This window comes from Gilliamella sp. Nev3-1 (assembly GCF_001690435.1).
GTDB classification, from domain to species: domain Bacteria; phylum Pseudomonadota; class Gammaproteobacteria; order Enterobacterales; family Orbaceae; genus Gilliamella; species Gilliamella apicola_C.
The window spans coordinates 152,363-175,953 of record NZ_LZHN01000074.1; the positions used below are offsets into that span (position 1 = coordinate 152,363).

Sequence of the window (23,591 nt, forward strand, 5' to 3'; positions counted from 1 at the left end):
ATAACGCATAGGGGAATGATTAATGAAATTGACATCAAAAGGACGATATGCGGTGACAGCAATGCTTGATGTTGCATTACATGCTGATTCAGGGCCTGTATCACTTGCAGAGATTTCAGAACGTCAAGAAATTTCACTTTCTTATCTTGAACAATTGTTTGCTCGTTTACGTAAAAATGGCTTAGTACAGAGTGTTAGAGGTCCTGGTGGCGGTTATATATTGAGTCGCTCTATGGATCAAATTGCGATTAGCTCAATTGTTAAAGCTGTTGATGAGACAGTGCATGCAACAAAATGTCATGGGCAAGATGGATGCCAAGGTGGTGTGAGATGTTTAACTCACACATTGTGGAATGAACTAAGTGAGCGAATTGAGGACTTTTTAACTAGCATTACGTTAAGTGAATTGGTTAATGATAAAGAAGTTAAAGCCGTTGCTAGCCGACAAAGTAATATACAACACGTTCAGATCAATTAATAAAAATAGAATATAGAATTTGTCATTGGGAGTGATTAATGAAACTACCTATTTATATGGATTATGCAGCGACAACCCCTGTTGATCCTAGAGTTGCTGAAAAAATGATGCAGTATTTAACCCCAAATGGGATTTTTGGTAACCCGGCATCTCGTTCTCATAAATTTGGTTGGCAAGCAGAAGAAGCAGTTGATATTGCTCGCAATCAAATTGCTGATCTTATTGGTGCTGATTCACGAGAAATTGTTTTTACATCTGGTGCAACTGAAGCCGATAATTTAGCTATCAAAGGCGCTGCTCATTTTAATCAAGCGAAAGGTAAGCACATTATTACTTGTAAAACTGAGCACAAAGCCGTGCTTGATACTTGTCGCCAGCTTGAGCGAGAAGGTTATGAAGTAACTTATTTAGCTCCTGAATCAGATGGTATTCTTGATTTAGATAAACTTGCAGAGGCAATGCGTAGTGATACAACTGTTGTATCTATTATGCATGTTAATAATGAAACAGGTGTTATTCAAGACATCGAGAAAATTGGTGAAATGTGCCGTGAACGGTGCATTGTCTTTCATGTTGATGCAACACAATCTGTAGGTAAATTACCCATTGATGTGGCCAAGTTAAAAGTTGATTTAATGTCATTTTCTGGTCATAAGATTTATGGTCCAAAAGGAATTGGTGGACTTTATGTAAGACGTAAGCCTCGTGTGCGAATTGAAGCGCAAATGCATGGAGGTGGTCATGAGCGCGGTATGCGCTCAGGCACGTTACCTGTGCACCAAATTGTCGGTATGGGTGAAGCGTACCATATAGCCAAAGAAGAAATGGCAGCTGAAATGCCTCGCCTTTTAGCGCTAAAAAATCGTTTATGGAATGGGTTAAAAGATATCGAAGAAGTTTACCTCAATGGTTCTTTAGAACACAGTGTACCAAATATTTTAAATGTGAGTTTTGCATATATTGAAGGTGAATCGCTTATGATGGCTTTAAAGGATTTAGCGGTTTCATCTGGTTCGGCGTGCACATCAGCGAGCTTAGAGCCTTCTTATGTGCTACGTGCATTAGGGCTCAATGATGAGCTTGCGCATAGCTCAATTCGTTTTTCATTGGGTCGATTTAGTACTGAAGAAGAAGTGGACTATGTGATTAAATTAATTAAAAACTCTATTGATAAATTAAGAGATTTATCGCCACTTTGGGAAATGTTTAAAGATGGTGTTGATTTAACAAAAATTAAATGGTCAGCCCATTAATATTAGGAGCAAATTATGGCATACAGTGAAAAAGTTGTTGATCATTATGAAAACCCTCGTAATGTAGGTTCTTTTGATCAAAATGATCCTAATGTCGGTAGTGGCATGGTTGGGGCGCCTGCGTGTGGCGATGTAATGCGTTTACAAATCAAAGTGAATGATAATGGCATTATTGAGGACGCTAAGTTTAAAACCTATGGTTGTGGTAGCGCAATTGCATCAAGCTCTTTAGTAACCGAATGGATTAAAGGTAAATCATTAGATGAGGCCGAAGCGATTAAAAATACGGATATTGCTGAAGAGTTGGCTTTACCGCCTGTTAAAATTCACTGCTCGATCTTAGCCGAAGATGCGATTAAAGCAGCAATCGATGACTATAAAACGAAAAAAGGACAACGTTAATGGCAATCACATTGACTAATAGCGCTGCTGATCGTGTTCAAGCTTTTTTGGCTAATCGTGGAAAAGGTATTGGATTACGATTAGGTGTTAAAACATCCGGTTGCTCAGGTATGGCCTATGTTTTAGAGTTTGCCGATGTGATTAATGACGATGATAGTGTCTTTGAAGATAAACATGTCAAAGTTATCGTTGATAAGAAGAGCTTAGTTTATATTGATGGAACAGAGCTTGATTTTGTCAAAGAAGGGCTAAATGAAGGCTTTAAATTCAATAACCCTAATGCTCATAATGAATGCGGTTGTGGTGAAAGTTTTAACGTGTAATTGGGCGCAATAATTATGGTTAATTATTTCGAGTTATTCAATTTACCTGTTCAGTTGCCGGTGGATGTGATTTCGTTAACAACCCATTATCAGCAATTGCAACGGCAATATCATCCAGATAATTTTGCTGTAGCAACTGATAGTGAAAAAATGGCCGCTGTGCAAAAATCAGCCACCATTAATGATGGTTATCAAATCCTAAAAAATCCAATTAAAGCTGCGGAATATTATCTATCTTTGCAAGGTTTTGGTGTTGCCACAGAAAAAAATATCATTCATGATGCCGATTTTTTAATGGAGCAATTTGCTTTACGTGAGAAGCTTGATAGTATTGAAAACCAAGCTAATTTTCAAGCATTAGATGACTTTCATAAAGAAATTATCGAACGTGAAAAAATGGTATATAACCAACTATTACAACTCATAGTAAAACAAGACATAGTAAAACAAGATTGGCAAAGTGCGCTTAATCAAATCTATAAGCTTCGTTATCTAGCTCGATTGATTGAACAAATCGAAAAGTTACAAGACAAACAATTTGATTTATAATTTACGATAAGTGATGAATCAATAGAGATAGATTAAATGGTATTATTACAAATTAGTGAACCAGGACAAACACCAATGCCACATCAGCGTCGCATTGCAGTGGGTATCGATCTTGGTACAACTAATTCACTCGTAGCAACGGTTCGTAGTGGGCAAGCCGAGGTTTTACCCGATTTGCAAGGCGATTCATTGTTGCCATCGGTTGTACATTACGGTGTTGATCATGATGATAACCCTGTTATTACTATTGGTAAATATGCCAAATCCAATGCTATAAATGATCCCCAAAATACGGTTAGTTCTGTTAAACGATTAATGGGTAGAAGTTTAGCAGATATAGAACAATCCCATTTTCCTTATACCTTTTCGCAAACAGAAAGTGGTGTCCCGTTATTAAATCTGCCTAATGGTCAGGTCAATCCAGTACAAGTCTCTGCTGATATCTTGGTTGCACTCGCCGAACGAGCAAGAGAAAGTTTAAACGGTGAAATTGACGGTGCTGTGATAACTGTGCCAGCTTACTTTGATGATGCCCAGAGGCAAGCAACTAAAGATGCAGCAAAATTAGCTGGTTTACATGTGCTTCGCTTATTAAATGAACCAACTGCCGCCGCCATTGCTTATGGCTTAGATTCTAAAAAAGAAGGGGTCATTGCCGTTTATGATTTAGGTGGCGGAACTTTTGATATTTCGATTCTTCGCCTAAATAAAGGCGTTTTTGAAGTGCTAGCAACCAGTGGTGATTCTGCTCTTGGTGGTGATGATTTTGATAGGTTGCTTGCTGACTATATAAAAAAGGAATTTGGCTTAACTGATAATATAGATACTATTATTAATCAAAATATTAGTGATCAAACGACGGATATAAAAATATTACTGAGTAATGAAGATGTTGCTATATTTACACTTAATAATCAATCATTAACTATTACTCGTCAGCATTTTCAACAATTAATAGAGCCATTAGTTAAACGCACTTTGGCTGTTTGCCGTCGGGCGTTAAAAGATGCGCAAATAGGCGTGGATGAAGTGCTTGAAGTCGTTATGGTTGGTGGTTCTACTCGAGTACCGTTAGTAAGAGAATTAGTTGGTAATTATTTTAAAACCCAGCCGTTAACGTCTATTGATCCAGATAAAGTTGTTGCTATTGGAGCTGCCATTCAAGCGGATATATTAGTAGGGAATAAATCTGATTCTGATATGCTGCTACTTGATGTCATTCCATTGTCTTTAGGGATTGAAACTATGGGGGAACTAGTCGAAAAGATTATTCCTCGTAATAGCACTATTCCATGTGCAAGAGCGCAAGAATTTACCACTTTTAAAGATGGTCAAACAGCCATGATGATTCATGTCTTGCAAGGTGAGCGTGAAAGTGTTGCCGACTGTCGCTCCTTAGCTCGGTTTACATTGAGGGGAATTCCTGCTATGCCCGCTGGCGGTGCACATATACGGGTGACTTTTCAAGTTGATGCCGATGGTTTATTAAGTGTTACGGCGATGGAAAAATCAACTGGTGTAGAAGCTACAATTCAAGTTAAGCCCTCTTACGGTCTGACCGATAAAGAGATTGCGACCATGATTCAAGATTCAATTAGTCATGCACAGCAAGATAAACAAGCCAGAATGCTTGCTGAAAAAAAAGTTGAGGCGGCACGTGTGCTAGAGAGTTTACAAGGCGCTTTAGACAAAGATGCTGATTTATTAAACGATAGCGAGCTTAGCCAAATTTTAGCCGCTCAGCGCCAATTGCAAGTAGCACGTGAGTCAGATGATAGTTATACAATTGAAAAGCACATTAAAATTGTTGATAGTGTGACACAAGATTTTGCCGCTAGGCGAATGGATAGGTCAATCCATCGTGCCTTAGCTGGCCATAAAGTTGATGATATTTAACTAACGGGATTATTATGCCAAAAATTACTTTTTTACCCAATGCCGATCTTTGCCCTGAAGGAAAAACTGTTGAAGCGCAGGAAGGTGAATCTATTTTAGACGTGGCATTGCGCAATGATATTGAAATAGAGCATGCTTGTGAGATGTCTTGTGCTTGTTCTACATGTCACTGTATTGTTCGTAAAGGGTTCGAGTCACTTGAGGAAAGTGATGAGCAAGAAGATGATATGTTAGATAAAGCCTGGGGAGTCGAGCCTTATAGCCGTTTAAGTTGTCAAGCTCGTGTAGCGAATGAAGATCTAGAAGTCGAAATTCCAAGATATAGCCTTAATCACGCCAAAGAAGATCATTAATTAATAGTCAGAATGATTACCTATCTATAATTTGATGTAAAGAATAATATTAAGCTTGGTGATTCGTTTTAAATTTCATAATTTTGAACCGATAATCAAGCGAACAGCCATATCTTTCGATTCTAAATATCTGTATTTATTTCTTGCCGTTAGTTAATTAACAGGGTATAATCAGCCCACTTTGTTTATTGCCTTTATATAAACAAATGATGAAAAGATATAATTTCTACAACAGAAAATAGCTAATTATATCGACAATACTCCCGATTTGGGGGTTACGAAAAAGAACGGATTACACTCTCCTGTCAATCGAAACAGGGCAAGAGGAGTAGTCTTTTGTTATAACTTTTAAATAATGGAGCTCTGGTCTCATGTCGAACCAAAGAATCCGTATCCGGTTAAAAGCGTTTGATCATCGTTTGATTGATCAATCAACTGCTGAAATTGTAGAAACTGCGAAGCGCACAGGTGCGCAGGTTCGTGGTCCTATTCCATTACCGACACGCAAAGAGCGTTTTACTGTATTGATCTCTCCGCACGTTAACAAAGATGCGCGTGATCAGTATGAGATTCGCACTCATAAGCGTCTAGTTGATATTGTTGAGCCAACTGAAAAAACAGTTGATGCTTTAATGCGTCTAGATCTTGCTGCCGGTGTTGATGTGCAGATCAGTTTAGGTTAATCCTAGGCTGAATGATTGAGAGGTCGAAACAATGATTGGTTTAATCGGTCGTAAAGTAGGAATGACACGAATCTTCACTGAAGAGGGTGTTTCTATTCCTGTCACCGTAGTAGAAGTTCAAAGTAATCGTATTACTCAAGTTAAAACCCTTGAGAATGATGGTTATCAAGCTATTCAGGTTACTACTGGCAGTAAAAAAGCAAGCCGCGTAAATAAACCTGAAGCAGGTCATTTCGCTAAGGCTGGCGTTGAAGCTGGTCGTGGTCTATGGGAATTCCGTTTTGAAGAAGGTGAATTTACTGTAGGTCAAAGTATTAACGTTGATATTTTTACTGACGTTAAAAAAGTTGATGTTACTGGAACATCTAAAGGTAAAGGTTTTGCTGGCGTTACTAAACGTTGGAATTTCCGTACTCAAGATGCGACTCATGGTAACTCTTTGGCACACCGTGGTCATGGCTCTATCGGTCAAAACCAAACTCCGGGTAAAGTGTTTAAAGGTCGTAAAATGGCAGGTCACTTAGGTAATGAACGTGTAACAGTTCAAAACTTAGATATTGTGCGTGTTGATGCAGAACGTAACCTTTTATTAATTAAAGGTGCAGTTCCTGGTGCAATCAATAGTGACGTAATTGTTAAACCAGCAATCAAGGCTTAACGTCGAGGAGATAGAGATGGAATTAGTAGTAAGAGACGCGCAAGCGCTTTCTGTTTCCGAAACTACCTTCGGACGTGAGTTTAATGAAGCGTTAGTTCACCAAGTAGTTGTTGCTTATGCATCTGCTGCTCGTCAAGGCTCACGCGCACAAAAAACTCGTGCAGAAATCGCTGGTTCAGGTAAAAAACCATGGCGTCAAAAAGGCACTGGTCGTGCTCGTTCAGGTTCTATTAAGAGCCCAATTTGGCGTAGTGGTGGTGTAACATTTGCAGCAAAACCACAAGATCATAGCCAAAAAGTTAACCGTAAAATGTATCGTGGTGCATTAAAGAGTATTTTCTCTGAATTAGTGCGTCAAGAACGTTTAGTTGTGGTTGAAACATTTACTGTTGAAGCACCTAAGACTAAATTATTAACTCAGAAATTAAATGATATGAATCTTAATGATGTTCTTATTATCGCTTCTGAAGTTGATGAAAATCTTTTCTTAGCAGCACGTAACTTGCATAAAGTTGATGTGCGTGATGTAGCAGGTATTGATCCAGTTAGTTTGATTGCATTTGACAAAGTGGTTATCACTGTTGATGCCGTTAAACAAGTAGAGGAGATGTTAGCATGATTCGTGAAGAGCGTCTGCTTAAAGTCCTGCGAGCACCACATGTTTCTGAAAAAGCATCTATTTCAATGGAAAAAACAAATACATTAGTATTGAAAGTTGCTAAAGATGCTACTAAGAGAGAGATTAAAGCCGCAGTTGAACAACTATTTGAAGTTAAAGTAGATGACGTTAATACACTTGTTGTTAAAGGCAAAGTTAAACGTCGTGGTCAACAAATCGGTCGCCGTAGCGACTGGAAAAAAGCTTACGTTACTTTAGCAGAAGGTCAAAATTTAGACCTTGCTGGCGTCGCTGAGTAATTCGGAGGAGTAAGAACAATGGCAGTTGTTAAGTGTAAACCTACATCTCCGGGTCGTCGCCACGTTGTTAAAGTGGTTAACCCAGAGTTGCATAAAGGTAAGCCTTATGCACCGTTGCTTGATTCAAAAAGCAAAACTGGTGGTCGCAATAATAATGGTCGAATCACTACCCGTCATATCGGTGGTGGTCATAAGCAACATTATCGTATTGTCGACTTTAAGCGTAATAAAGATGGTATTCCAGCAGTTGTTGAACGTTTGGAATATGATCCAAACCGTAGTGCAAATATTGCATTGGTTTTATATAAAGACGGTGAACGTCGTTATATTTTAGCGCCTAAAGGCTTAAAAGCAGGTGATCAGATCCAATCTGGTGTTGATGCATCAATTAAAACAGGTAACTGTTTACCAATGCGCAATATTCCAGTCGGTTCTACCGTGCATAACATTGAAATGAAACCAGGTAAAGGCGGACAACTCGCTCGCTCGGCTGGTAGCTATGTGCAAATCGTTGCACGTGATGGTGCTTATGTAACATTACGTCTACGTTCAGGTGAAATGCGTAAAGTATTATCTGATTGCCGCGCCACTATTGGTGAAGTGGGTAACTCAGAACATATGCTTCGCGTACTAGGTAAAGCGGGTGCAACGCGTTGGCGTGGTGTTCGTCCTACTGTTCGTGGTACAGCAATGAACCCGGTAGACCATCCACATGGTGGTGGTGAAGGTCGTAACTTTGGTAAACATCCTGTGTCTCCATGGGGTCAAAAAGCCAAAGGATTGAAAACGCGTAGCAACAAACGTACTGATAAGTATATTGTTCGCCGTCGCAATAAGAAATAATTAATATAGAGGATTAGCTATGCCACGTTCTCTCAAGAAGGGTCCTTTTATTGACCTACACTTGCTGAAGAAGGTAGAGAAAGCGGTGGAAAGCGGGGACAAGAAACCAATTCGTACTTGGTCCCGTCGTTCAACGATCTTTCCTAACATGATCGGTTTGACCATCGCTGTCCATAATGGTCGTCAGCACGTTCCAGTTTATGTTTCCGATGAAATGGTTGGTCATAAATTGGGTGAATTCGCGCCGACTCGTACTTATCGCGGTCACGCAGCTGATAAGAAAGCTAAGAAGAAATAAGTAGGAGAAAGAGATGGAAACAATTGCAAAGTACCGCCACGCTCGTTCTTCTGCACAAAAAGTTCGCTTAGTTGCAGATCTTGTTCGCGGTAAGAAAGTGTCTCAGGCACTAGATATTTTAACGTACACCAATAAAAAAGCGGCTGTACTTGTTAAAAAAGTATTAGAGTCTGCTATTGCTAATGCAGAGCATAACGATGGTGCTGATATTGATGATCTAAAAGTTGCGAAAATTTTCGTAGACGAAGGTCCAACCATGAAGCGCATTATGCCTCGTGCGAAAGGTCGTGCAGATCGAATTTTGAAGCGTACGAGTCACATCACCGTGATCGTCTCAGATCGCTAGGCTGGAGAATAGCAATGGGTCAAAAAGTAAATCCAAATGGTATCCGATTAGGCATTGTTAAGCCTTGGACATCTACATGGTATTCGGGTACAAAGACATTCGCTGATAATTTAGAAAGTGATTTTAGAGTGCGTGAATTCTTAAATAAAGAATTAGCTCAAGCGTCAATCTCTAAAATTGTGATCGACCGTTCAGCAGAAACTAACGTTCGAATTACTATTCACACCGCTCGTCCAGGGATTGTGATTGGTAAAAAAGGTGAGGACGTTGAAAAATTACGTAATGCCGTAGCTTCTATTGTCAATAAATATAAAGACAAAAAAGAGAAGCGTGATGTTGCGGTACAAATTAATATTGCAGAAGTTCGCAAACCAGAACTTGATGCAAAATTAGTTGCTGACAGCATTACTTCTCAGTTAGAACGCCGTGTTATGTTCCGTCGTGCTATGAAACGTGCGGTACAAAACGCAATGAAAGCGGGTGCTAAAGGTATCAAAGTTGAAGTAAGTGGTCGTTTAGGCGGCGCTGAAATTGCTCGCAGTGAGTGGTACCGTGAAGGTCGTGTGCCTTTACATACCTTACGAGCTGATATCGACTATGGATTGTCTGAAGCATTAACTACCTATGGTATTATTGGTGTTAAAGTGTGGATCTTCAAAGGTGAGATCCTTGGTGGTATGGCTGCCGTTGAACAAGCAGAAAAACAACCTGCTGCTCAACCGAAAAAGCAGCGCAAAGGCCGAAAACAATAAGGAGCGTCGCTGATGTTACAACCAAAGCGTACAAAATTCCGTAAAGTGCACAAGGGCCGCAATCGTGGTCTTGCTGTAAGTACTGATGTTAGTTTCGGTACATTCGGTCTTAAGGCTGTAGGTCGTGGTCGTTTGACTGCGCGCCAGATCGAAGCGGCACGTCGTGCAATGACTCGTGCAGTTAAGCGTCAAGGTAAAATCTGGATTCGAGTTTTCCCTGATAAACCAATTACTGAAAAACCACTTGCAGTGCGTATGGGTAAAGGTAAGGGTAACGTTGAATACTGGGTTGCTCAGATTCAACCAGGTAAAGTCCTTTATGAAATGGACGGTGTACCGGAAGAAGTTGCTCGTGAAGCATTTGCGTTGGCAGCTGCAAAACTGCCAATTAAAACCACCTTTGTGATTAAGACGGTGATGTAAATGAAAGCAAAAGAGCTACGCGAAAAAAGCGTTGAAGAGTTAAATACTGAACTTCTTAATTTATTACGTGAGCAATTTAACTTACGTATGCAATTAACTGGAGGTCAGTTAACACAGACTCATATGTTAAAACAAGTGCGTCGTAATATTGCACGTGTTAAAACATTATTAACTGAGAAGGCGGGTGCGTAATATGACTACTGAAGTAAAAATTCGTACTCAGCAAGGTCGTGTTATTAGCGACAAAATGGATAAATCTATAACTGTAGCTATTGAACGTAAAGTGAAGCATCCGTTATATGGTAAGTTCATTAAACGTACGACTAAATTGCATGTACATGATGAAAACAACGAGTGTGGTATTGGTGATACTGTAGAAATTAAAGAGTGTCGTCCATTATCAAAAACCAAATCTTGGACTCTTGTTCGAATCGTTGAAAAAGCAGTTATTTAATCTTTTTGGTTAAAAACTGTACATAATATAATAAACGGCTTAGTAGCCGTTTATTTTATGCTATCCATTTTATTTGAGTGGTGTTATACTATGCGCCCTCACATAAGTGGGTTTTTGGTTGTCTATTCTTATCCATGGTAGTTGAGGTGGATGAAGGTAGATTAGACAATAATTTATTTATACGGAGCATTAAAATGATCCAAGAACAGACTAGGCTAGATGTTGCCGATAACTCTGGCGCACGTAGCGTAATGTGTATCAAGGTTCTCGGTGGATCGCACCGTCGTTATGCAGCGGTAGGTGATATCATCAAAGTTACCATTAAAGAAGCAATTCCTCGTGGTAAAGTTAAAAAAGGTGATGTGCTTAAAGCTGTAGTCGTGCGCACTAGAAAAGGTGTTCGTCGTCCTGATGGATCTGTCATTCGTTTCGATCGTAATGCTTGTGTTATTTTAAACAATAACAGTGAGCAACCGATTGGTACGCGTATTTTTGGACCGGTCACTCGTGAACTTCGCTCTGAGAAGTTTATGAAGATCATTTCATTAGCACCAGAAGTACTGTAAGGAGCGGGTAATGGCAGCGAAAATCCGTCGAGAAGATGAAGTTATCGTGTTAACCGGAAAAGATAAAGGTAAGCGCGGTAAAGTAAAAAGCGTTTTGTCTACAGGTAAAGTGATTGTTGAAGGTATTAATTTGGTGAAAAAACACCAAAAACCAGTACCTGCATTAAATCAAGAAGGTGGAATTGTTGAAAAAGAAGCAGCAATTAATGTTTCTAACGTGGCAATTTTTAACCCAGCTACAGGCAAAGCAGATCGCGTAGGCTTTCGTTTTGAAGACGGTAAAAAAGTCCGTTTTTATAAGTCTACTAATGAATTAATCAATTAAGTAATTTGGAGTGTACGATGGCGAAACTGCATGATTACTACAAAGCACAGGTAGTAAATAAACTGCAAGAACAGTTTGGCTACAAATCTGTCATGCAAGTCCCTCGGATCGAAAAGATCACCTTGAATATGGGTGTGGGTGAAGCAATTACTGATAAGAAATTATTAGATAATGCTGTTGCAGATTTAGCAGCAATCAGTGGTCAAAAACCACTTGTCACTAAAGCACGCAAATCAGTTGCTGGTTTTAAAATCCGTCAAGGGTATCCTATTGGTTGTAAAGTCACTTTACGTGGCGAACGTATGTGGGAATTTTTTGAACGTCTAGTTTATATTGCTCTTCCTCGTACTCGAGATTTCCGCGGTTTAAGCGCAAAATCTTTTGATGGTCGTGGTAACTATAGCATGGGTGTTCGTGAACAAATCGTTTTCCCTGAAATCGATTATGATAAAGTTGATCGTGTTCGTGGTTTAGATATTACTATCACAACCAGTGCACAATCAGATGAAGAAGGCCGAGCTTTATTATCTGCCTTTAACTTCCCATTTCGTAAGTAAGGTAGGGCATAATGGCTAAACAATCAATGATTGAACGCGATAAGAAACGCGTAAAGCTAGCAGAAAAATATTTTGCAAAGCGTCAAGAATTAAAAGCGATTATCTCTGATCTTAATGCATCAGATGAAGATCGTTGGAATGCAGTGCTTAAATTGCAAACGCTTCCTCGTGATTCTAGTCCATCACGTCAACGTCGTCGTTGTCGTCAAACTGGTCGTCCTCATGGCGTCCTTCGTAAGTTTGGTTTAAGCCGTATTAAGGTTCGTGAGTCAGCCATGCGTGGTGAGATTCCTGGTCTTAAAAAGGCAAGTTGGTAATCAGGGGAGTGTTATAGATGAGCATGCAAGATCCTATAGCAGATATGTTGACCCGTATTCGTAATGGTCAATCTGCGAATAAAGTTGCAGTCACCATGCCTTCCTCTAAGCTAAAAGTGGCAATTGCCAATGTGCTAAAAGAAGAAGGTTATATCGGGGACTATAAAGTTGTTGGTGACACTAAGCCAGAATTGGAAATTACTTTGAAATATTTCCAAGGCAAAGCTGTTGTAGAAAGTATTAAACGTGTTAGCCGTCCAGGTTTACGTATTTATAAGCGTAAAGATGAATTGCCAAAAGTTATGGCTGGATTAGGTATCGCAGTTGTTTCTACTTCTAAAGGTGTTATGACTGATCGTGCAGCACGCCAAGCGGGTCTTGGTGGTGAAATTATCTGCTACGTAGCGTAAGGGAGAAAAGAATGTCTCGTGTTGCAAAAGCACCTGTCGTTGTTCCTGCTGGCGTAGAGGTAAAACTCGATGGTCAGGTAATTACGATTAAAGGTAAAAATGGCGAGTTATCTCGCACAATAAATAATGCTGTTGTGATTAATCAAGAAGAGGGCCAAATTAAATTTGCTCCTCGCGATGGCTTTGCTGATGCTTGGGCTCAAGCTGGTACGGCTCGTGCATTGATTAATGCGATGGTTATTGGTGTTACTGAAGGTTTTACTAAAAAACTTCAGCTAGTTGGTGTTGGTTATCGTGCACAAGTTAAAGGTAATGCAATTGGTTTATCTCTTGGATATTCACATCCAATTGAACATCAATTACCTGCAGGTGTGTCAGCTGAATGTCCTTCTCAAACTGAAATTGTACTCAAAAGTGCTGATAAACAGTTAATTGGACAAGTGGCTGCAGATATCCGTGCTTATCGTCGTCCTGAACCTTATAAAGGTAAAGGTGTTCGTTACGCAGATGAAGTTGTGCGTACTAAAGAAGCTAAGAAAAAGTAAGGTAACACTATGGATAAGAAATCAGCTCGTATCCGTCGTGCAACTAAAGCGCGTCGCAAGATGCATGAATTACTTGCAACTCGCTTGGTAGTTCACCGCACTCCGCGTCATATTTATGCGCAAATTATCGCACCAAACGGATCAGAAGTACTGGCAGCCGCTTCTACATTAGAAAAAGCTATCAGTGAAAGTTTAAAATACACCGGAAACAAAGATGCAGCAGCGGCGGTTGGTAAAGCAATTGCAGAGCGTGCATTAGCGAAAGATATCAAAGAAGTTTCATTTGATCGTTCAGGTTTCCAATATCATGGTCGAGTTCAGGCGCTAGCAGATGCTGCTCGCGAAGCTGGCCTACAGTTCTAAGGTAGGAGTTAAAGATGTCAAACATCGAAAAACAAGCTGGTGAACTGCAGGAAAAACTAATCGCAGTTAACCGAGTTTCTAAAACCGTAAAAGGTGGTCGTATTTTTAGTTTTTCTGCACTAACAGTTGTTGGTGACGGTAATGGCCGCGTAGGTTTTGGATATGGTAAAGCACGTGAAGTGCCAGCAGCAATTCAAAAAGCAATGGAAAAAGCACGTCGTAATATGATTAATGTTGCTTTAAACAACGACACTTTACAGCATCCAGTTAAAGGTGCTCACACAGGTTCTCGTGTTTATATGCAACCAGCATCAGAAGGTACTGGTATTATCGCTGGTGGTGCGATGCGTGCCGTTTTAGAAGTTGCTGGTGTTCGTAACGTTCTAGCTAAAGCATATGGTTCTACTAACCCAATTAATGTGGTTCGTGCAACTATTGATGGCTTAGAAAATATGAAATCACCAGAAATGGTTGCTGCTAAGCGTGGTAAAACCGTCGAAGAAATTTTGGGGTAATTAACCATGGCAAAAACAATTAAAATTACACAAACCCGTAGTTCTATTGGTCGTCTACCGAAGCATAAAGCAACGTTAGTTGGATTAGGATTACGTCGTATTGGTCATACTGTTGAGCGTGAGGATACTCCTGCAATTCGCGGTATGGTAAACCAAGTTTATTACATGGTTAAAGTTGAGGAGTAATAGTAATGCGTTTAAATACTTTATCTCCTGCTGAAGGTTCAAAGCATGCACCGAAACGCCTAGGCCGAGGAATTGGTTCTGGGTTAGGTAAAACAGGTACTCGTGGTGTTAAAGGTCAAAAATCCCGTTCAGGTGGTGGCGTTCGCCGTGGCTTTGAAGGTGGTCAAATGCCTTTATATCGTCGTTTACCAAAATTTGGTTTTACCTCACGTAAAGCTTTAGTTACAGCTCAAGTTCGTCTTTCTGATTTGATGAAGGTTGAAGGCGATATTGTTGACTTAAATAGCTTAAAAGTTGCAAATGTGATTAATTCACATATCGAATATGCAAAAATCATGTTATCTGGCGAAGTAACTAAACCAGTAACTGTTCGTGGTATTCGAGTAACTAAAGGTGCTAAAGCTGCAATTGAAGCTGCTGGCGGAAAAATTGAGGAATAATTAGAAAGATGGCAAAGCAACCAGGATTAGATTTTCAAAGAGCACGAAGTGGTAGCGGTGAGCTTACAAGACGTTTAATGTTTGTGCTTTTAGCGCTTATTGTTTTTCGTCTAGGTTCTTATGTTCCAGTTCCTGGTATTGATACTAAAGCGTTATCGGACTTACTAGCAAAAGCATCTTCAAATGGTATTGTTGGTATGTTCAATATGTTCTCTGGTGGTGCTTTAAGCCGTGCTTCAATTTTTGCTTTAGGGATAATGCCTTATATTTCTGCATCGATTATAGTGCAGCTATTAACTACAATTAGTCCTAAATTGGCAGAATTGAAGAAAGAAGGTGAATCAGGCCGTAAGAAAATTAGTCAGTATACGCGTTATGGCACATTAGGGTTAGCGATAGTGCAGGCTGTTGGTATTGCGACTGGTTTACCTAATCATCCAGATTACGGTCATGTAGTGATTAATCCTGGATTTTCTTTCTATTTTATTGCATCGGTTAGCTTAGTTACTGGCACTATGTTTCTTATGTGGCTAGGTGAGCAGATCACAGAGCGAGGCGTAGGCAATGGTATTTCGATCATTATCTTTGCTGGTATTGTGGCTGGTCTTCCTCATGCAATATATGAAACTATTGAACAAGCTCGTTCTGGTTCACTGCATCCGATTTTACTATTAGTGGTCGCTGCCTTAGTGGTTGGTGTGACTTATTTTGTTGTTTTTGTTGAGCGTGGTCAACGTCGTATTGTTGTTAACTATGCACAGCGACAACAAGGTCGTCGTATTTATGCGGCGCAAAGCACGCATTTACCATTAAAGATTAATATGGCAGGTGTCATTCCTGCAATATTTGCTTCAACAATTGTTATGTTACCATCTATGATGGCTTCTTGGTTCCAAGGAGATGGTGAAAGCTGGAGATATATTATGGTACTTATCTATCAATATTTCTCTCATGATGAACCGTTATATATAATCTTTTTTGTGGCGGCAATTATCTTCTTTTGTTTCTTTTATACAGCATTGGTTTTCAATCCGAGGGAAACAGCAGATCAGCTTAAAAAATCTGGTGCATTTATTCCAGGTATCCGCCCAGGCGAACAAACATCTAAGTATATTGACAAAGTGATGACTCGTTTAACACTAATTGGTGCGATATATATTACTGTTGTTTGTTTGATTCCGATGTTTATGACAAGTGCAATGAAAGTTCCGGTTCAATTTGGTGGAACATCGTTATTAATTGTTGTTGTTGTAATCATGGATTTTATGGCACAAGTACAGACTTTAATGATGCCAAATCGTTATGAGTCAATGTTAAAGAAAGCGAATCTTAAAGGCTACGGTCGATAAGTTAGCCAGAAGTTACGGAGAAAAATATGAAAGTTCGTGCTTCAGTCAAGAAATTATGCAGAAATTGTAAAATCATTAAACGTAATGGCATTGTTCGTGTCATTTGCGTTGAAGGTAAACATAAACAACGTCAAGGTTAATTTATTTAACTAGAAGTTGATTTGCATATTTTACTTGCCAAAGTATAGTAAAGCTGGCTAGAATAGCCAGCTTAGATTTAGTTGTGAATTCACCGTTTGAGTATCCTGAAAACGGGCTTTTCAGTATGGTGAATTTGCTAAACATTAACAATAAAGGAGTGCATAGTGGCCCGTATAGCAGGCATTAACATTCCTGATCAACAACATGCTGTGATTGCTTTACAAGCGATTTATGGTATTGGAGCTACCCGTGCTAAGACAATTTGTTCTGAAGCCGGTATTCCTGAAAATGTTAAGATCAGAGAACTATCTGAAGATCAGATTGAAAAGTTACGTGAACAAGTCGCTAAATTTACCGTTGAAGGTGATTTACGTCGTGAAGTAACTATGAGTATCAAGCGTTTATTAGACCTTGGTTGTTATCGTGGCATGCGTCACCGTCGTGGACTTCCTGTTCGCGGTCAACGCACAAAGACTAACGCTCGTACCCGTAAGGGACCGCGTAAGCCAATCAAGAAATAATTGAGGTATAATTAAATGGCAAAGACACCTGTTCGTACACGTAAACGTGTAAAAAAGCAAGTTTCTGATGGTATAGCTCATATTCATGCATCATTCAACAATACAATCGTAACTATTACCGATCGTCAAGGTAATGCGTTAGGTTGGGCAACCGCTGGTGGTTCTGGTTTCCGTGGCTCTCGTAAGTCAACACCTTTTGCAGCTCAAGTAGCAGCGGAACGTTGTGCTGAAGCTGTCAAAGATTACGGAATTAAGAATCTGGAAGTTATGGTAAAAGGACCTGGTCCTGGTCGTGAGTCAACAATTCGTGCATTAAATGCTGCGGGCTATCGCATCACTAACATTACTGATGTTACTCCGATTCCTCATAACGGTTGTCGTCCACCAAAGAAACGTCGTGTTTAATTTATTAAACATTGAATGTTTAGGATTATTGGAGAAATAAAATGGCAAGATATTTGGGACCAAAACTCAAATTAAGTCGTCGTGAAGGTACAGATTTATTCCTTAAATCTGGTGTCCGAGCGGTTGACAGTAAATGTAAATTAGAACAAGCTCCTGGGCAACATGGTGCGCGTAAACCGCGTTTATCAGATTATGGTGTTCAGTTACGTGAAAAACAAAAAGTTAGACGTATTTATGGAATTTTAGAACGTCAATTCCGTAATTACTACAAAAGCGCAGCGCGTATTAAAGGCAATACAGGTGAAAACCTACTTGGCCTTTTAGAACGTCGCTTAGATAACGTTGTTTATCGCATGGGATTTGGTGCTACTCGCGCTGAAGCTCGTCAATTAGTTAGTCATAAAGCTGTTCTTGTTAATGGTCGCGTTGTAAATATTGCATCTTACCAAGTTTCACCTGAAGATGTGATTAGTGTTCGCGAAAAGTCAAAAAAACAAGCACGTATTAAAGCCGCTTTAGAGTTAGCTGAACAACGTGAAAAACCAACATGGTTAGAAGTTGATGCTAGCAAAATGGAAGGCGTATTTAAACGCTTACCAGAACGTTCAGATTTATCTGCTGACATCAACGAACATTTGATCGTCGAACTTTACTCTAAGTAAAGTTTAGCACTTAAGAGAGGACATAATGCAGGGTTCTGTAACAGAGTTTTTAAAACCTCACCTAGTTGATGTTGTTCAATACAGCCAAACACACGCCAAAGTGACTTTAGAGCCACTTGAACGTGGTTTTGGTCATACTTTAGGTAATGCACTACGCCGCATTTTATTATCATCTATGCCGGGATATGCAGTAACCGAAGTTGAAATTGACGGTGTTCTGCATGAGTACAGTACTAAAGAAGGCGTTCAAGAAGATGTACTTGATATTTTGCTTAATTTAAAAAAATTAGCAGTGCGTGTACATACTAAAGATGATGTTATGCTGACGTTAAATAAATCAGGTATTGGTGCAGTAACCGCATCTGATATCACTCACGATGGTGATGTTGAAATTGTTAATCCTGATTTAGTAATTTGTCATCTTACTGATGCCAATGCTTCAATTAGTATGCGTATTCGTGTACAACGAGGACGTGGTTATGTCCCTGCTTCTGCTCGCGTTAAGTCAGAAGATGAAGAACGACCAATAGGTCGTTTGTTAGTTGATGCATGTTATAGCCCTGTAGAGCGCATTGCATATTCTGTTGATGCTGCTCGTGTGGAACAACGTACGGATTTAGATAAGCTTGTTATCGATATGGAAACAAATGGGACTATCGATCCTGAGGAATCTATTCGTCGTGCATCAACTATTTTGGCTGAACAACTTGAAGCTTTCGTTGATTTACGTGATGTGCGTCAACCAGAAGTGAAAGAAGATAAACCGGAATTTGATCCAGTTCTCTTACGTCCAGTAGATGATTTGGAATTAACTGTTCGGTCTGCTAATTGCTTAAAAGCAGAAGCAGTTCATTATATTGGTGATTTAGTGCAACGTACTGAAGTTGAGTTACTTAAAACTCCTAATCTTGGTAAGAAATCGCTTACTGAAATTAAGGATGTGCTCGCCTCTCGTGGCTTATCTTTAGGCATGCGTCTTGAGAATTGGCCACCAGCAAGTATTGTTGAAGACTAAGATAAAATTTATATAAGAAGGATAAAGTTATGCGCCATCGTAAAAGTGGTCGTCAACTGAACCGAAATAGCAGCCATCGTCAAGCAATGTTTCGTAACATGACAAGTTCACTTGTTGAACATGAAATCATCAAAACTACATTGCCTAAAGCAAAAGAGTTGCGTCGTGTTGTTGAACCGTTAATTACGCTAGCCAAAAGCGATAGCGTAGCTAATCGCCGTCTGGCTTTTGCTCGTATCCGTGATAAAGATACAGTGAAGAAATTATTTTCAGATTTAGGCCCACGTTTTGCCACCCGTCCTGGTGGTTATGTACGTATTTTAAAATGTGGTTTCCGTGATGGAGATAATGCTCCAATGGCTTATATCGAATTAGTTGATCGCCCTGCAGTAGAAGCAGAAGCAACAGCTGAATAATTATTAAATCATTGCGTATTAAAACCGGCTATATGCCGGTTTTTTATTTTCTCATTTACATTTATTGTAATTATATTTTAAATTATAAATTGCCAACTTTATTTAAAGTTAGTTATTGGTTAAATGATACTAAAGCATTATCAACTAACTAAGACAGGTTGAATAACAATTATCGATGTAAGTATAGTTAGCTAATAATGAGGCGGTGGTGTTTCTTCCGATAAGTTGGCAATATTCGATGATTGTGTTGCTTGTAGCTTTTGGGATAATAAAGTCAATTGCTCTTTTAATTTGCTGATATCTGCTTGAAGGGTTGCTACCATACGGTTTAATTCCTCAATGGTAATTTCTTGAAAAGCAACTTTAGTTTCAAGTAATTCTAGTTGTTGATTCATAAAAACAGGCTTATGTATACATTAATATATAATGTCACATTGTAAGTAAAAATGGCTATCAAATCCATCCCCGTTCGGCAAAAGAGACATATTCGCCTTTACCAATTACAAGGTGATCAATAATACGAATATCAATCAAGTTACAAACTTCATCTATTTTTACTGTTAGCGCACGGTCAGCTTGACTGGGTTCAGCCATGCCTGAAGGATGGTTGTGTGCCAAAATTAATGCAGCGGCATTATATTGTAATGCTCGTCTAGCGATTTCTCGCGGATGAACTTCTACACAATTATAGGTACCGATAAACATTTCTTCTGATGAAATAACATGATTTTGGTTATCTAGAAAAATCACCATAAAAACCTCACGTTCTTTATCTGCCAAACGGCTAGCTAAATAATGGTGGGTTAGTGCTGGTGAAGTTAGTGAGTTTTCATTGGATATTTTAACTTTTAGATAACGATGTGACAGCTCGACAACAGCTTTTAGTTGGGTGTATTTCGCTGTGCCTAACCCATGCTTTTTGCAAAAATCACTATGGCTTGCATTAATTAAGTTATAAAAAGAGCCAAACTCATTTAACAATTTTTGTGATAGCTCTAAAACAGGTAAGCCTTTGGTGCCTGTTCGTAAAAAAAGTGCCAGTAATTCTGCATCACTGAGAGTTTCAACGCCAAATTTTAACAGCTTTTCCCGTGGCATTAACGAAGCTGGTTGTGAAGACATAATGCTAAGTTCCAATAATAGCAAAATCTAGATTATTAATGGAAAAATTAACAGTACAAAACAGTGTTGTAAAATATTGGGATTTATTTCACAAATTATTAAGTAATATTTTGGATATCTGGCAAATAAAAAGCGCTATATAGCGCTTTTATCATTACATCCTAAACGACGACAACTTAGTGGCAACCGCAACCGCCATGGCCTCCGCCACAACAACCACTATCATCATCTTCATGATCATGGACACCACAACCGCAACCACCATGATCATGTCCATGCTCACCATGAATATGACCGTGGGCTATTTCTTCTTCTGTGGCTTCACGAATAGCTAATACTTCAACGTTAAATTTTAGATCTTGTCCCGCTAGCATATGATTACCATCAATAGTGATATTATCGCCATCGATAGCGGTAATTTCAACTGGTAAAGAACCATGCTCAGTATCAGCAAAAAAGCGCATACCAACTTCTAATTCATCAACACCGACAAACACATCACGAGGAACATTTTGCACAAGTGCATCATTAAAATCACCATATGCATTAATTATTTCAACTTCAAATTTATCACCAACTTGATGACTTTCTAAGGCTTTTTCAAGATCTTGTAATAAGTTTCCTGCGCCTTGCAAATACTCAAGCGGAGCAGTTGCTGTTGCTTCATCAACAAGAACGCCATCTTTCGTTCTAACTTGGTATGCTATACTTACTATTGTGTTTTTTGCTATTTTCATTTTATCTCCAACGGGCTATAACGAGCAAATAAGCTATAGATTTTAGCTGAAAAAAGATTATCTGTATGCTAATTTCTTATTTTTATAAAAAGTTTTTAGTTAAGAAAGATCTGGGGGGCTAGGAAATGAGTTAATTCCAGTTTGCGAACGAAGTGGAAGACTTTTTTGTTGTAAAGAAGTTTCAGGAAAGCTTCGTATTTTAGTATAAAAAGCAACTGCTTTGGAAAGTTTACAATTCTTTACAAAAAATCTCATTACAAAAGAATTAATTTATTTTATTATGCGTTATCGTCTTGAATACAATAGCATCTTTTTATTTCTAGGTTTCAATTTAACTATTCGTATTGTATAAGATATTCTATTGAATAATTATTAAAAATAAGAAAATAACTATAAGGAGTTGTAAAGATATGATACAATGTGGCTCTAAATCGGGCATCGGGCATCGGGCATCGGGCATCGGGCATCGGGCATCGGGCATCGGGCATCGGGCATCGGGCATCGGGCATCGGGCATCGGGCATCGGGCATCGGGCATCGGGCATCGGGCATCGGGCATTTTGTTAGTTGTTTTATTTCAAACGTAATATTACAGCAAAACGTTTTATCTTTAGCGTTACCTTTTTGTTTTAAACACTTCCATTGCAAATCTCACTTTGCTACCAAAATAACGGCACTGACAGCTTACTTAAAACCAAAACCTACTCAAGTCATGAGTTTAATCTTATTATCACAATGGATACACGTTAGCTCAGCTAATGCAATACTAACAGCGACTTCAAGTCAGGTTATTGTTGGGAATGCACCGCAAGTGGTGGCGTTATCAAGTGCAGATAAACATGGTTTTACTGTCAACGGTGTTTTTTATAGTGAGGAAAATGGCACGCTAAAATCTGGTGAAGTGAAAGAATTTGATGGTAATTTAACGCTAAATGATTTTAAAGTGGCAACTTATACGCCAACCAACTTAGATAGGGTAAAGAATTATCGCGATATCGATGGTGATAATGCTGATACGAGCCAACCGTTTAAGGTGGAATCGACTTACTATTGGTGGTATGACAATACCGGAAGACGCATAACTGGTGATGATAAGAAAAAGATTATAGGTTGTGGCAGTGGTTTTTCAATGCCATTAAAATTGATAATTGAAACAAAAGTAAAAGCGTATTCGCAGTATGGTATTCCAAAAGAAAGTGAGCAATTAACCTTAGCCAAAACTTACCAAATAGCAGCTAAATCAGAGCTATGTTATGCCAAACCGAATGCGATAAATGTGCACTCAACACTTCAATGGTTTAGCTTTGATGGTAAAGGTACTGGTAATGGAGTGGGGTGGAATAAACCTCATTTAAATACACCAGATCCTATCGGTGGTGGTGGTCGCACTAGCGATTATGTATTGGATTTTGGTTTTAAAGCTAATCCAACTGTTTCAAATAGACGTTTCCCAACAACAGGATTTCCTGGTGCTCAGTTCCAACTAGTGATGACAGGTTCGCAGAGTGATTATGATTATCATGTAATCAATAATCCAGGAAATGGTGTTTCGGTTGATACTATGGGAAGTATTGTTATAAATAGTAAACCAGCAGGTACAGTGACAGTTCGGGCTATTTTAAAAAGAAAACCATCAATAATTCATGATTATAGCTTTAATCCAACAAGTATCTGGGCGCTTCCTCAAGGTGATATGAAAGGTGGATTTGATACTGCCGTAAAACAATGTGGAGGAATTAATAATCTTTTTACTAGAAAGGAATTGAGTAATTCACCAGTTAAAAATGCGCCTGAGTTATCGCCAACCCCGCCAGCTATTAATTTATTTACGCGAGCGATAGGTGATTCATTGCTAGGTGAATGGGGACCAATAAATAAAGCGGCTTATCCTAAATCTCACTGGAATTCGGAGTTTTTTACAAAGCCTTATTGGACAAAGGATATTCACTCTTCATTTACTCAATTTACCGTATATGCTGATAGTGGTTGTATTGAAATAGCAAATACTAAAGATGGAAAATGGCTGGATAATTATATAATTTGTAAAGGTTGATTTCTTATAGAAATATTTAAAAGTAAAATATTATTTTTTATTATAAACATTAATCAAACCATCCTAATACGGATGGTTTTTATTTTAATCAATAAATTGATTGCTATTTTATAGTATCGATCAATTTTGATTTATTCATATTTAGTAAGAAATAAAAACAATGCTTTTGCCTGTTGAATTTAACAATATGAAATACTTTTATCACACTGATAATTTATGTCTAAATTGTTAAATTGAAAAGTCAACATCTAGACTCTTAACAAGACTTTACAAAAAAGTAGATGAAAAATGAAGCTTTTATTTTAAAATAGGGTAGCA

General features: G+C 38.8%; 39 protein-coding genes. 36 read left to right on the top strand and 3 right to left on the bottom strand.

Features of this window, described 5'->3' with window-relative positions:
• Positions 1-22 precede the first annotated feature (22 nt).
• The 35 genes from iscR (at position 23) to rplQ (ending at position 19,362) form a co-directional block, all read left to right on the top strand.
• A complete protein-coding gene (gene iscR, locus A9G40_RS12265) occupies positions 23-478 on the top strand; it encodes a Fe-S cluster assembly transcriptional regulator IscR (RefSeq protein ID WP_065567165.1) in 456 nt (151 codons plus the stop codon).
• Positions 479-516: 38 nt separating this feature from the next.
• Complete coding sequence (locus A9G40_RS12270; RefSeq protein ID WP_065583269.1) at positions 517-1,731, top strand: IscS subfamily cysteine desulfurase; 1,215 nt, start codon at positions 517-519, stop codon at positions 1,729-1,731.
• Positions 1,732-1,746: 15 nt separating this feature from the next.
• Positions 1,747-2,133 (top strand): Fe-S cluster assembly scaffold IscU, encoded by a 387-nt coding sequence (gene iscU / locus A9G40_RS12275; protein WP_065567163.1) that lies wholly within the window; start codon positions 1,747-1,749, stop codon positions 2,131-2,133.
• On the top strand, positions 2,133-2,456 hold the full coding sequence (gene iscA / locus A9G40_RS12280) for an iron-sulfur cluster assembly protein IscA (protein ID WP_065583270.1): 324 nt from the start codon (positions 2,133-2,135) through the stop codon (positions 2,454-2,456). Before iscU ends, iscA begins: the two co-directional genes overlap by 1 nt.
• Before the next feature lie 15 nt (positions 2,457-2,471).
• Positions 2,472-3,005, top strand: a complete 534-nt coding sequence (hscB, locus tag A9G40_RS12285; protein WP_065583271.1) for a Fe-S protein assembly co-chaperone HscB — start codon at positions 2,472-2,474, stop codon at positions 3,003-3,005.
• Between the two features lie 36 nt (positions 3,006-3,041).
• Positions 3,042-4,901 carry a Fe-S protein assembly chaperone HscA gene (gene hscA, locus A9G40_RS12290; RefSeq protein ID WP_065583272.1) on the top strand — a complete coding sequence of 620 codons (1,860 nt, stop codon included), beginning with the start codon at positions 3,042-3,044 and terminating at the stop codon, positions 4,899-4,901.
• A gap of 14 nt (positions 4,902-4,915) precedes the next feature.
• On the top strand, positions 4,916-5,254 hold the full coding sequence (gene fdx, locus A9G40_RS12295; RefSeq protein WP_065583273.1) for an ISC system 2Fe-2S type ferredoxin: 339 nt from the start codon (positions 4,916-4,918) through the stop codon (positions 5,252-5,254).
• Between the two features lie 371 nt (positions 5,255-5,625).
• Positions 5,626-5,937, top strand: a complete 312-nt coding sequence (gene rpsJ, locus A9G40_RS12300; protein WP_006120582.1) for a 30S ribosomal protein S10 — start codon at positions 5,626-5,628, stop codon at positions 5,935-5,937.
• A 31-nt stretch (positions 5,938-5,968) separates the two neighbouring features.
• A complete protein-coding gene (rplC, locus tag A9G40_RS12305) occupies positions 5,969-6,595 on the top strand; it encodes a 50S ribosomal protein L3 (protein ID WP_065567159.1) in 627 nt (208 codons plus the stop codon).
• A gap of 16 nt (positions 6,596-6,611) precedes the next feature.
• A complete protein-coding gene (gene rplD, locus A9G40_RS12310; RefSeq protein WP_065567158.1) occupies positions 6,612-7,214 on the top strand; it encodes a 50S ribosomal protein L4 in 603 nt (200 codons plus the stop codon).
• Positions 7,211-7,513: a 50S ribosomal protein L23 gene (rplW, locus tag A9G40_RS12315; RefSeq protein WP_034885052.1), complete on the top strand. Its 303-nt coding sequence runs from the start codon at positions 7,211-7,213 to the stop codon at positions 7,511-7,513. The genes rplD and rplW overlap by 4 nt, the downstream gene beginning before the upstream one ends.
• An 18-nt stretch (positions 7,514-7,531) precedes the next feature.
• Entirely contained in the window at positions 7,532-8,356 is an 825-nt protein-coding gene (gene rplB / locus A9G40_RS12320) for a 50S ribosomal protein L2 (protein WP_065558580.1), read from the top strand.
• Between the two features lie 19 nt (positions 8,357-8,375).
• Positions 8,376-8,654, top strand: coding sequence for a 30S ribosomal protein S19 (gene rpsS / locus A9G40_RS12325; protein ID WP_024496505.1), 279 nt, complete (start codon positions 8,376-8,378; stop codon positions 8,652-8,654).
• 13 nt (positions 8,655-8,667) lie between these two features.
• On the top strand, positions 8,668-9,000 hold the full coding sequence (rplV, locus tag A9G40_RS12330) for a 50S ribosomal protein L22 (RefSeq protein WP_034884235.1): 333 nt from the start codon (positions 8,668-8,670) through the stop codon (positions 8,998-9,000).
• Between the two features lie 14 nt (positions 9,001-9,014).
• A complete protein-coding gene (gene rpsC / locus A9G40_RS12335) occupies positions 9,015-9,752 on the top strand; it encodes a 30S ribosomal protein S3 (RefSeq protein ID WP_034884234.1) in 738 nt (245 codons plus the stop codon).
• A gap of 12 nt (positions 9,753-9,764) precedes the next feature.
• Positions 9,765-10,175, top strand: coding sequence for a 50S ribosomal protein L16 (rplP, locus tag A9G40_RS12340; RefSeq protein ID WP_034911153.1), 411 nt, complete (start codon positions 9,765-9,767; stop codon positions 10,173-10,175).
• Positions 10,176-10,367: a 50S ribosomal protein L29 gene (rpmC, locus tag A9G40_RS12345; protein WP_065567157.1), complete on the top strand. Its 192-nt coding sequence runs from the start codon at positions 10,176-10,178 to the stop codon at positions 10,365-10,367.
• Position 10,368: 1 nt separating this feature from the next.
• Positions 10,369-10,629: a 30S ribosomal protein S17 gene (gene rpsQ / locus A9G40_RS12350; RefSeq protein ID WP_034911151.1), complete on the top strand. Its 261-nt coding sequence runs from the start codon at positions 10,369-10,371 to the stop codon at positions 10,627-10,629.
• Between the two features lie 194 nt (positions 10,630-10,823).
• The gene (gene rplN, locus A9G40_RS12355; RefSeq protein ID WP_025314392.1) at positions 10,824-11,195 is read left to right on the top strand and encodes a 50S ribosomal protein L14; all 372 of its coding nucleotides are present in this window, start codon (positions 10,824-10,826) and stop codon (positions 11,193-11,195) included.
• A 10-nt stretch (positions 11,196-11,205) separates the two neighbouring features.
• The gene (gene rplX, locus A9G40_RS12360) at positions 11,206-11,520 is read left to right on the top strand and encodes a 50S ribosomal protein L24 (RefSeq protein ID WP_065567156.1); all 315 of its coding nucleotides are present in this window, start codon (positions 11,206-11,208) and stop codon (positions 11,518-11,520) included.
• Between the two features lie 17 nt (positions 11,521-11,537).
• Positions 11,538-12,077 carry a 50S ribosomal protein L5 gene (gene rplE, locus A9G40_RS12365; RefSeq protein WP_065558584.1) on the top strand — a complete coding sequence of 180 codons (540 nt, stop codon included), beginning with the start codon at positions 11,538-11,540 and terminating at the stop codon, positions 12,075-12,077.
• An 11-nt stretch (positions 12,078-12,088) separates the two neighbouring features.
• Positions 12,089-12,394, top strand: coding sequence for a 30S ribosomal protein S14 (gene rpsN / locus A9G40_RS12370; protein WP_025314395.1), 306 nt, complete (start codon positions 12,089-12,091; stop codon positions 12,392-12,394).
• 17 nt (positions 12,395-12,411) lie between these two features.
• A complete protein-coding gene (gene rpsH, locus A9G40_RS12375; RefSeq protein ID WP_065567155.1) occupies positions 12,412-12,804 on the top strand; it encodes a 30S ribosomal protein S8 in 393 nt (130 codons plus the stop codon).
• Between the two features lie 11 nt (positions 12,805-12,815).
• Positions 12,816-13,349, top strand: coding sequence for a 50S ribosomal protein L6 (gene rplF / locus A9G40_RS12380; protein WP_065567154.1), 534 nt, complete (start codon positions 12,816-12,818; stop codon positions 13,347-13,349).
• A gap of 9 nt (positions 13,350-13,358) precedes the next feature.
• A complete protein-coding gene (gene rplR, locus A9G40_RS12385) occupies positions 13,359-13,712 on the top strand; it encodes a 50S ribosomal protein L18 (protein WP_025314398.1) in 354 nt (117 codons plus the stop codon).
• 14 nt (positions 13,713-13,726) lie between these two features.
• Positions 13,727-14,227: a 30S ribosomal protein S5 gene (rpsE, locus tag A9G40_RS12390; protein WP_025314399.1), complete on the top strand. Its 501-nt coding sequence runs from the start codon at positions 13,727-13,729 to the stop codon at positions 14,225-14,227.
• A gap of 6 nt (positions 14,228-14,233) precedes the next feature.
• Positions 14,234-14,413: a 50S ribosomal protein L30 gene (gene rpmD, locus A9G40_RS12395; protein WP_025314400.1), complete on the top strand. Its 180-nt coding sequence runs from the start codon at positions 14,234-14,236 to the stop codon at positions 14,411-14,413.
• Between the two features lie 5 nt (positions 14,414-14,418).
• Entirely contained in the window at positions 14,419-14,853 is a 435-nt protein-coding gene (gene rplO, locus A9G40_RS12400; RefSeq protein ID WP_065567153.1) for a 50S ribosomal protein L15, read from the top strand.
• Between the two features lie 8 nt (positions 14,854-14,861).
• The gene (secY, locus tag A9G40_RS12405; RefSeq protein ID WP_065583274.1) at positions 14,862-16,202 is read left to right on the top strand and encodes a preprotein translocase subunit SecY; all 1,341 of its coding nucleotides are present in this window, start codon (positions 14,862-14,864) and stop codon (positions 16,200-16,202) included.
• Positions 16,203-16,228: 26 nt separating this feature from the next.
• Positions 16,229-16,342 (top strand): 50S ribosomal protein L36, encoded by a 114-nt coding sequence (gene rpmJ, locus A9G40_RS12410; RefSeq protein WP_025314403.1) that lies wholly within the window; start codon positions 16,229-16,231, stop codon positions 16,340-16,342.
• 165 nt (positions 16,343-16,507) lie between these two features.
• Positions 16,508-16,864, top strand: coding sequence for a 30S ribosomal protein S13 (gene rpsM, locus A9G40_RS12415; protein ID WP_065567151.1), 357 nt, complete (start codon positions 16,508-16,510; stop codon positions 16,862-16,864).
• Between the two features lie 15 nt (positions 16,865-16,879).
• Positions 16,880-17,269 (top strand): 30S ribosomal protein S11, encoded by a 390-nt coding sequence (rpsK, locus tag A9G40_RS12420; protein ID WP_025314405.1) that lies wholly within the window; start codon positions 16,880-16,882, stop codon positions 17,267-17,269.
• A 41-nt stretch (positions 17,270-17,310) separates the two neighbouring features.
• Positions 17,311-17,931, top strand: coding sequence for a 30S ribosomal protein S4 (rpsD, locus tag A9G40_RS12425; RefSeq protein WP_065567150.1), 621 nt, complete (start codon positions 17,311-17,313; stop codon positions 17,929-17,931).
• Positions 17,932-17,956: 25 nt separating this feature from the next.
• Positions 17,957-18,946: a DNA-directed RNA polymerase subunit alpha gene (locus A9G40_RS12430; protein WP_065567149.1), complete on the top strand. Its 990-nt coding sequence runs from the start codon at positions 17,957-17,959 to the stop codon at positions 18,944-18,946.
• A gap of 29 nt (positions 18,947-18,975) precedes the next feature.
• Complete coding sequence (gene rplQ, locus A9G40_RS12435) at positions 18,976-19,362, top strand: 50S ribosomal protein L17 (protein WP_065558593.1); 387 nt, start codon at positions 18,976-18,978, stop codon at positions 19,360-19,362.
• A gap of 191 nt (positions 19,363-19,553) precedes the next feature.
• Here the strand turns inward: rplQ and A9G40_RS12440 are convergent, their stop codons facing one another.
• The 3 genes from A9G40_RS12440 to slyD all read right to left on the bottom strand — a co-directional run bounded on the left by A9G40_RS12440 (position 19,554) and on the right by slyD (position 21,221).
• Positions 19,554-19,757: a SlyX family protein gene (locus A9G40_RS12440; protein ID WP_065583275.1), complete on the bottom strand. Its 204-nt coding sequence runs from the start codon at positions 19,755-19,757 to the stop codon at positions 19,554-19,556.
• A gap of 58 nt (positions 19,758-19,815) precedes the next feature.
• On the bottom strand, positions 19,816-20,484 hold the full coding sequence (gene radC, locus A9G40_RS12445) for a RadC family protein (protein ID WP_065583276.1): 669 nt from the start codon (positions 20,482-20,484) through the stop codon (positions 19,816-19,818).
• 176 nt (positions 20,485-20,660) lie between these two features.
• Complete coding sequence (gene slyD, locus A9G40_RS12450; RefSeq protein ID WP_065583277.1) at positions 20,661-21,221, bottom strand: peptidylprolyl isomerase; 561 nt, start codon at positions 21,219-21,221, stop codon at positions 20,661-20,663.
• Between the two features lie 420 nt (positions 21,222-21,641).
• On the opposite strand from slyD, the gene A9G40_RS12455 reads away from it, so the two are divergent.
• Positions 21,642-23,273, top strand: coding sequence for a hypothetical protein (locus A9G40_RS12455; RefSeq protein WP_065583278.1), 1,632 nt, complete (start codon positions 21,642-21,644; stop codon positions 23,271-23,273).
• Positions 23,274-23,591 lie beyond the last annotated feature (318 nt).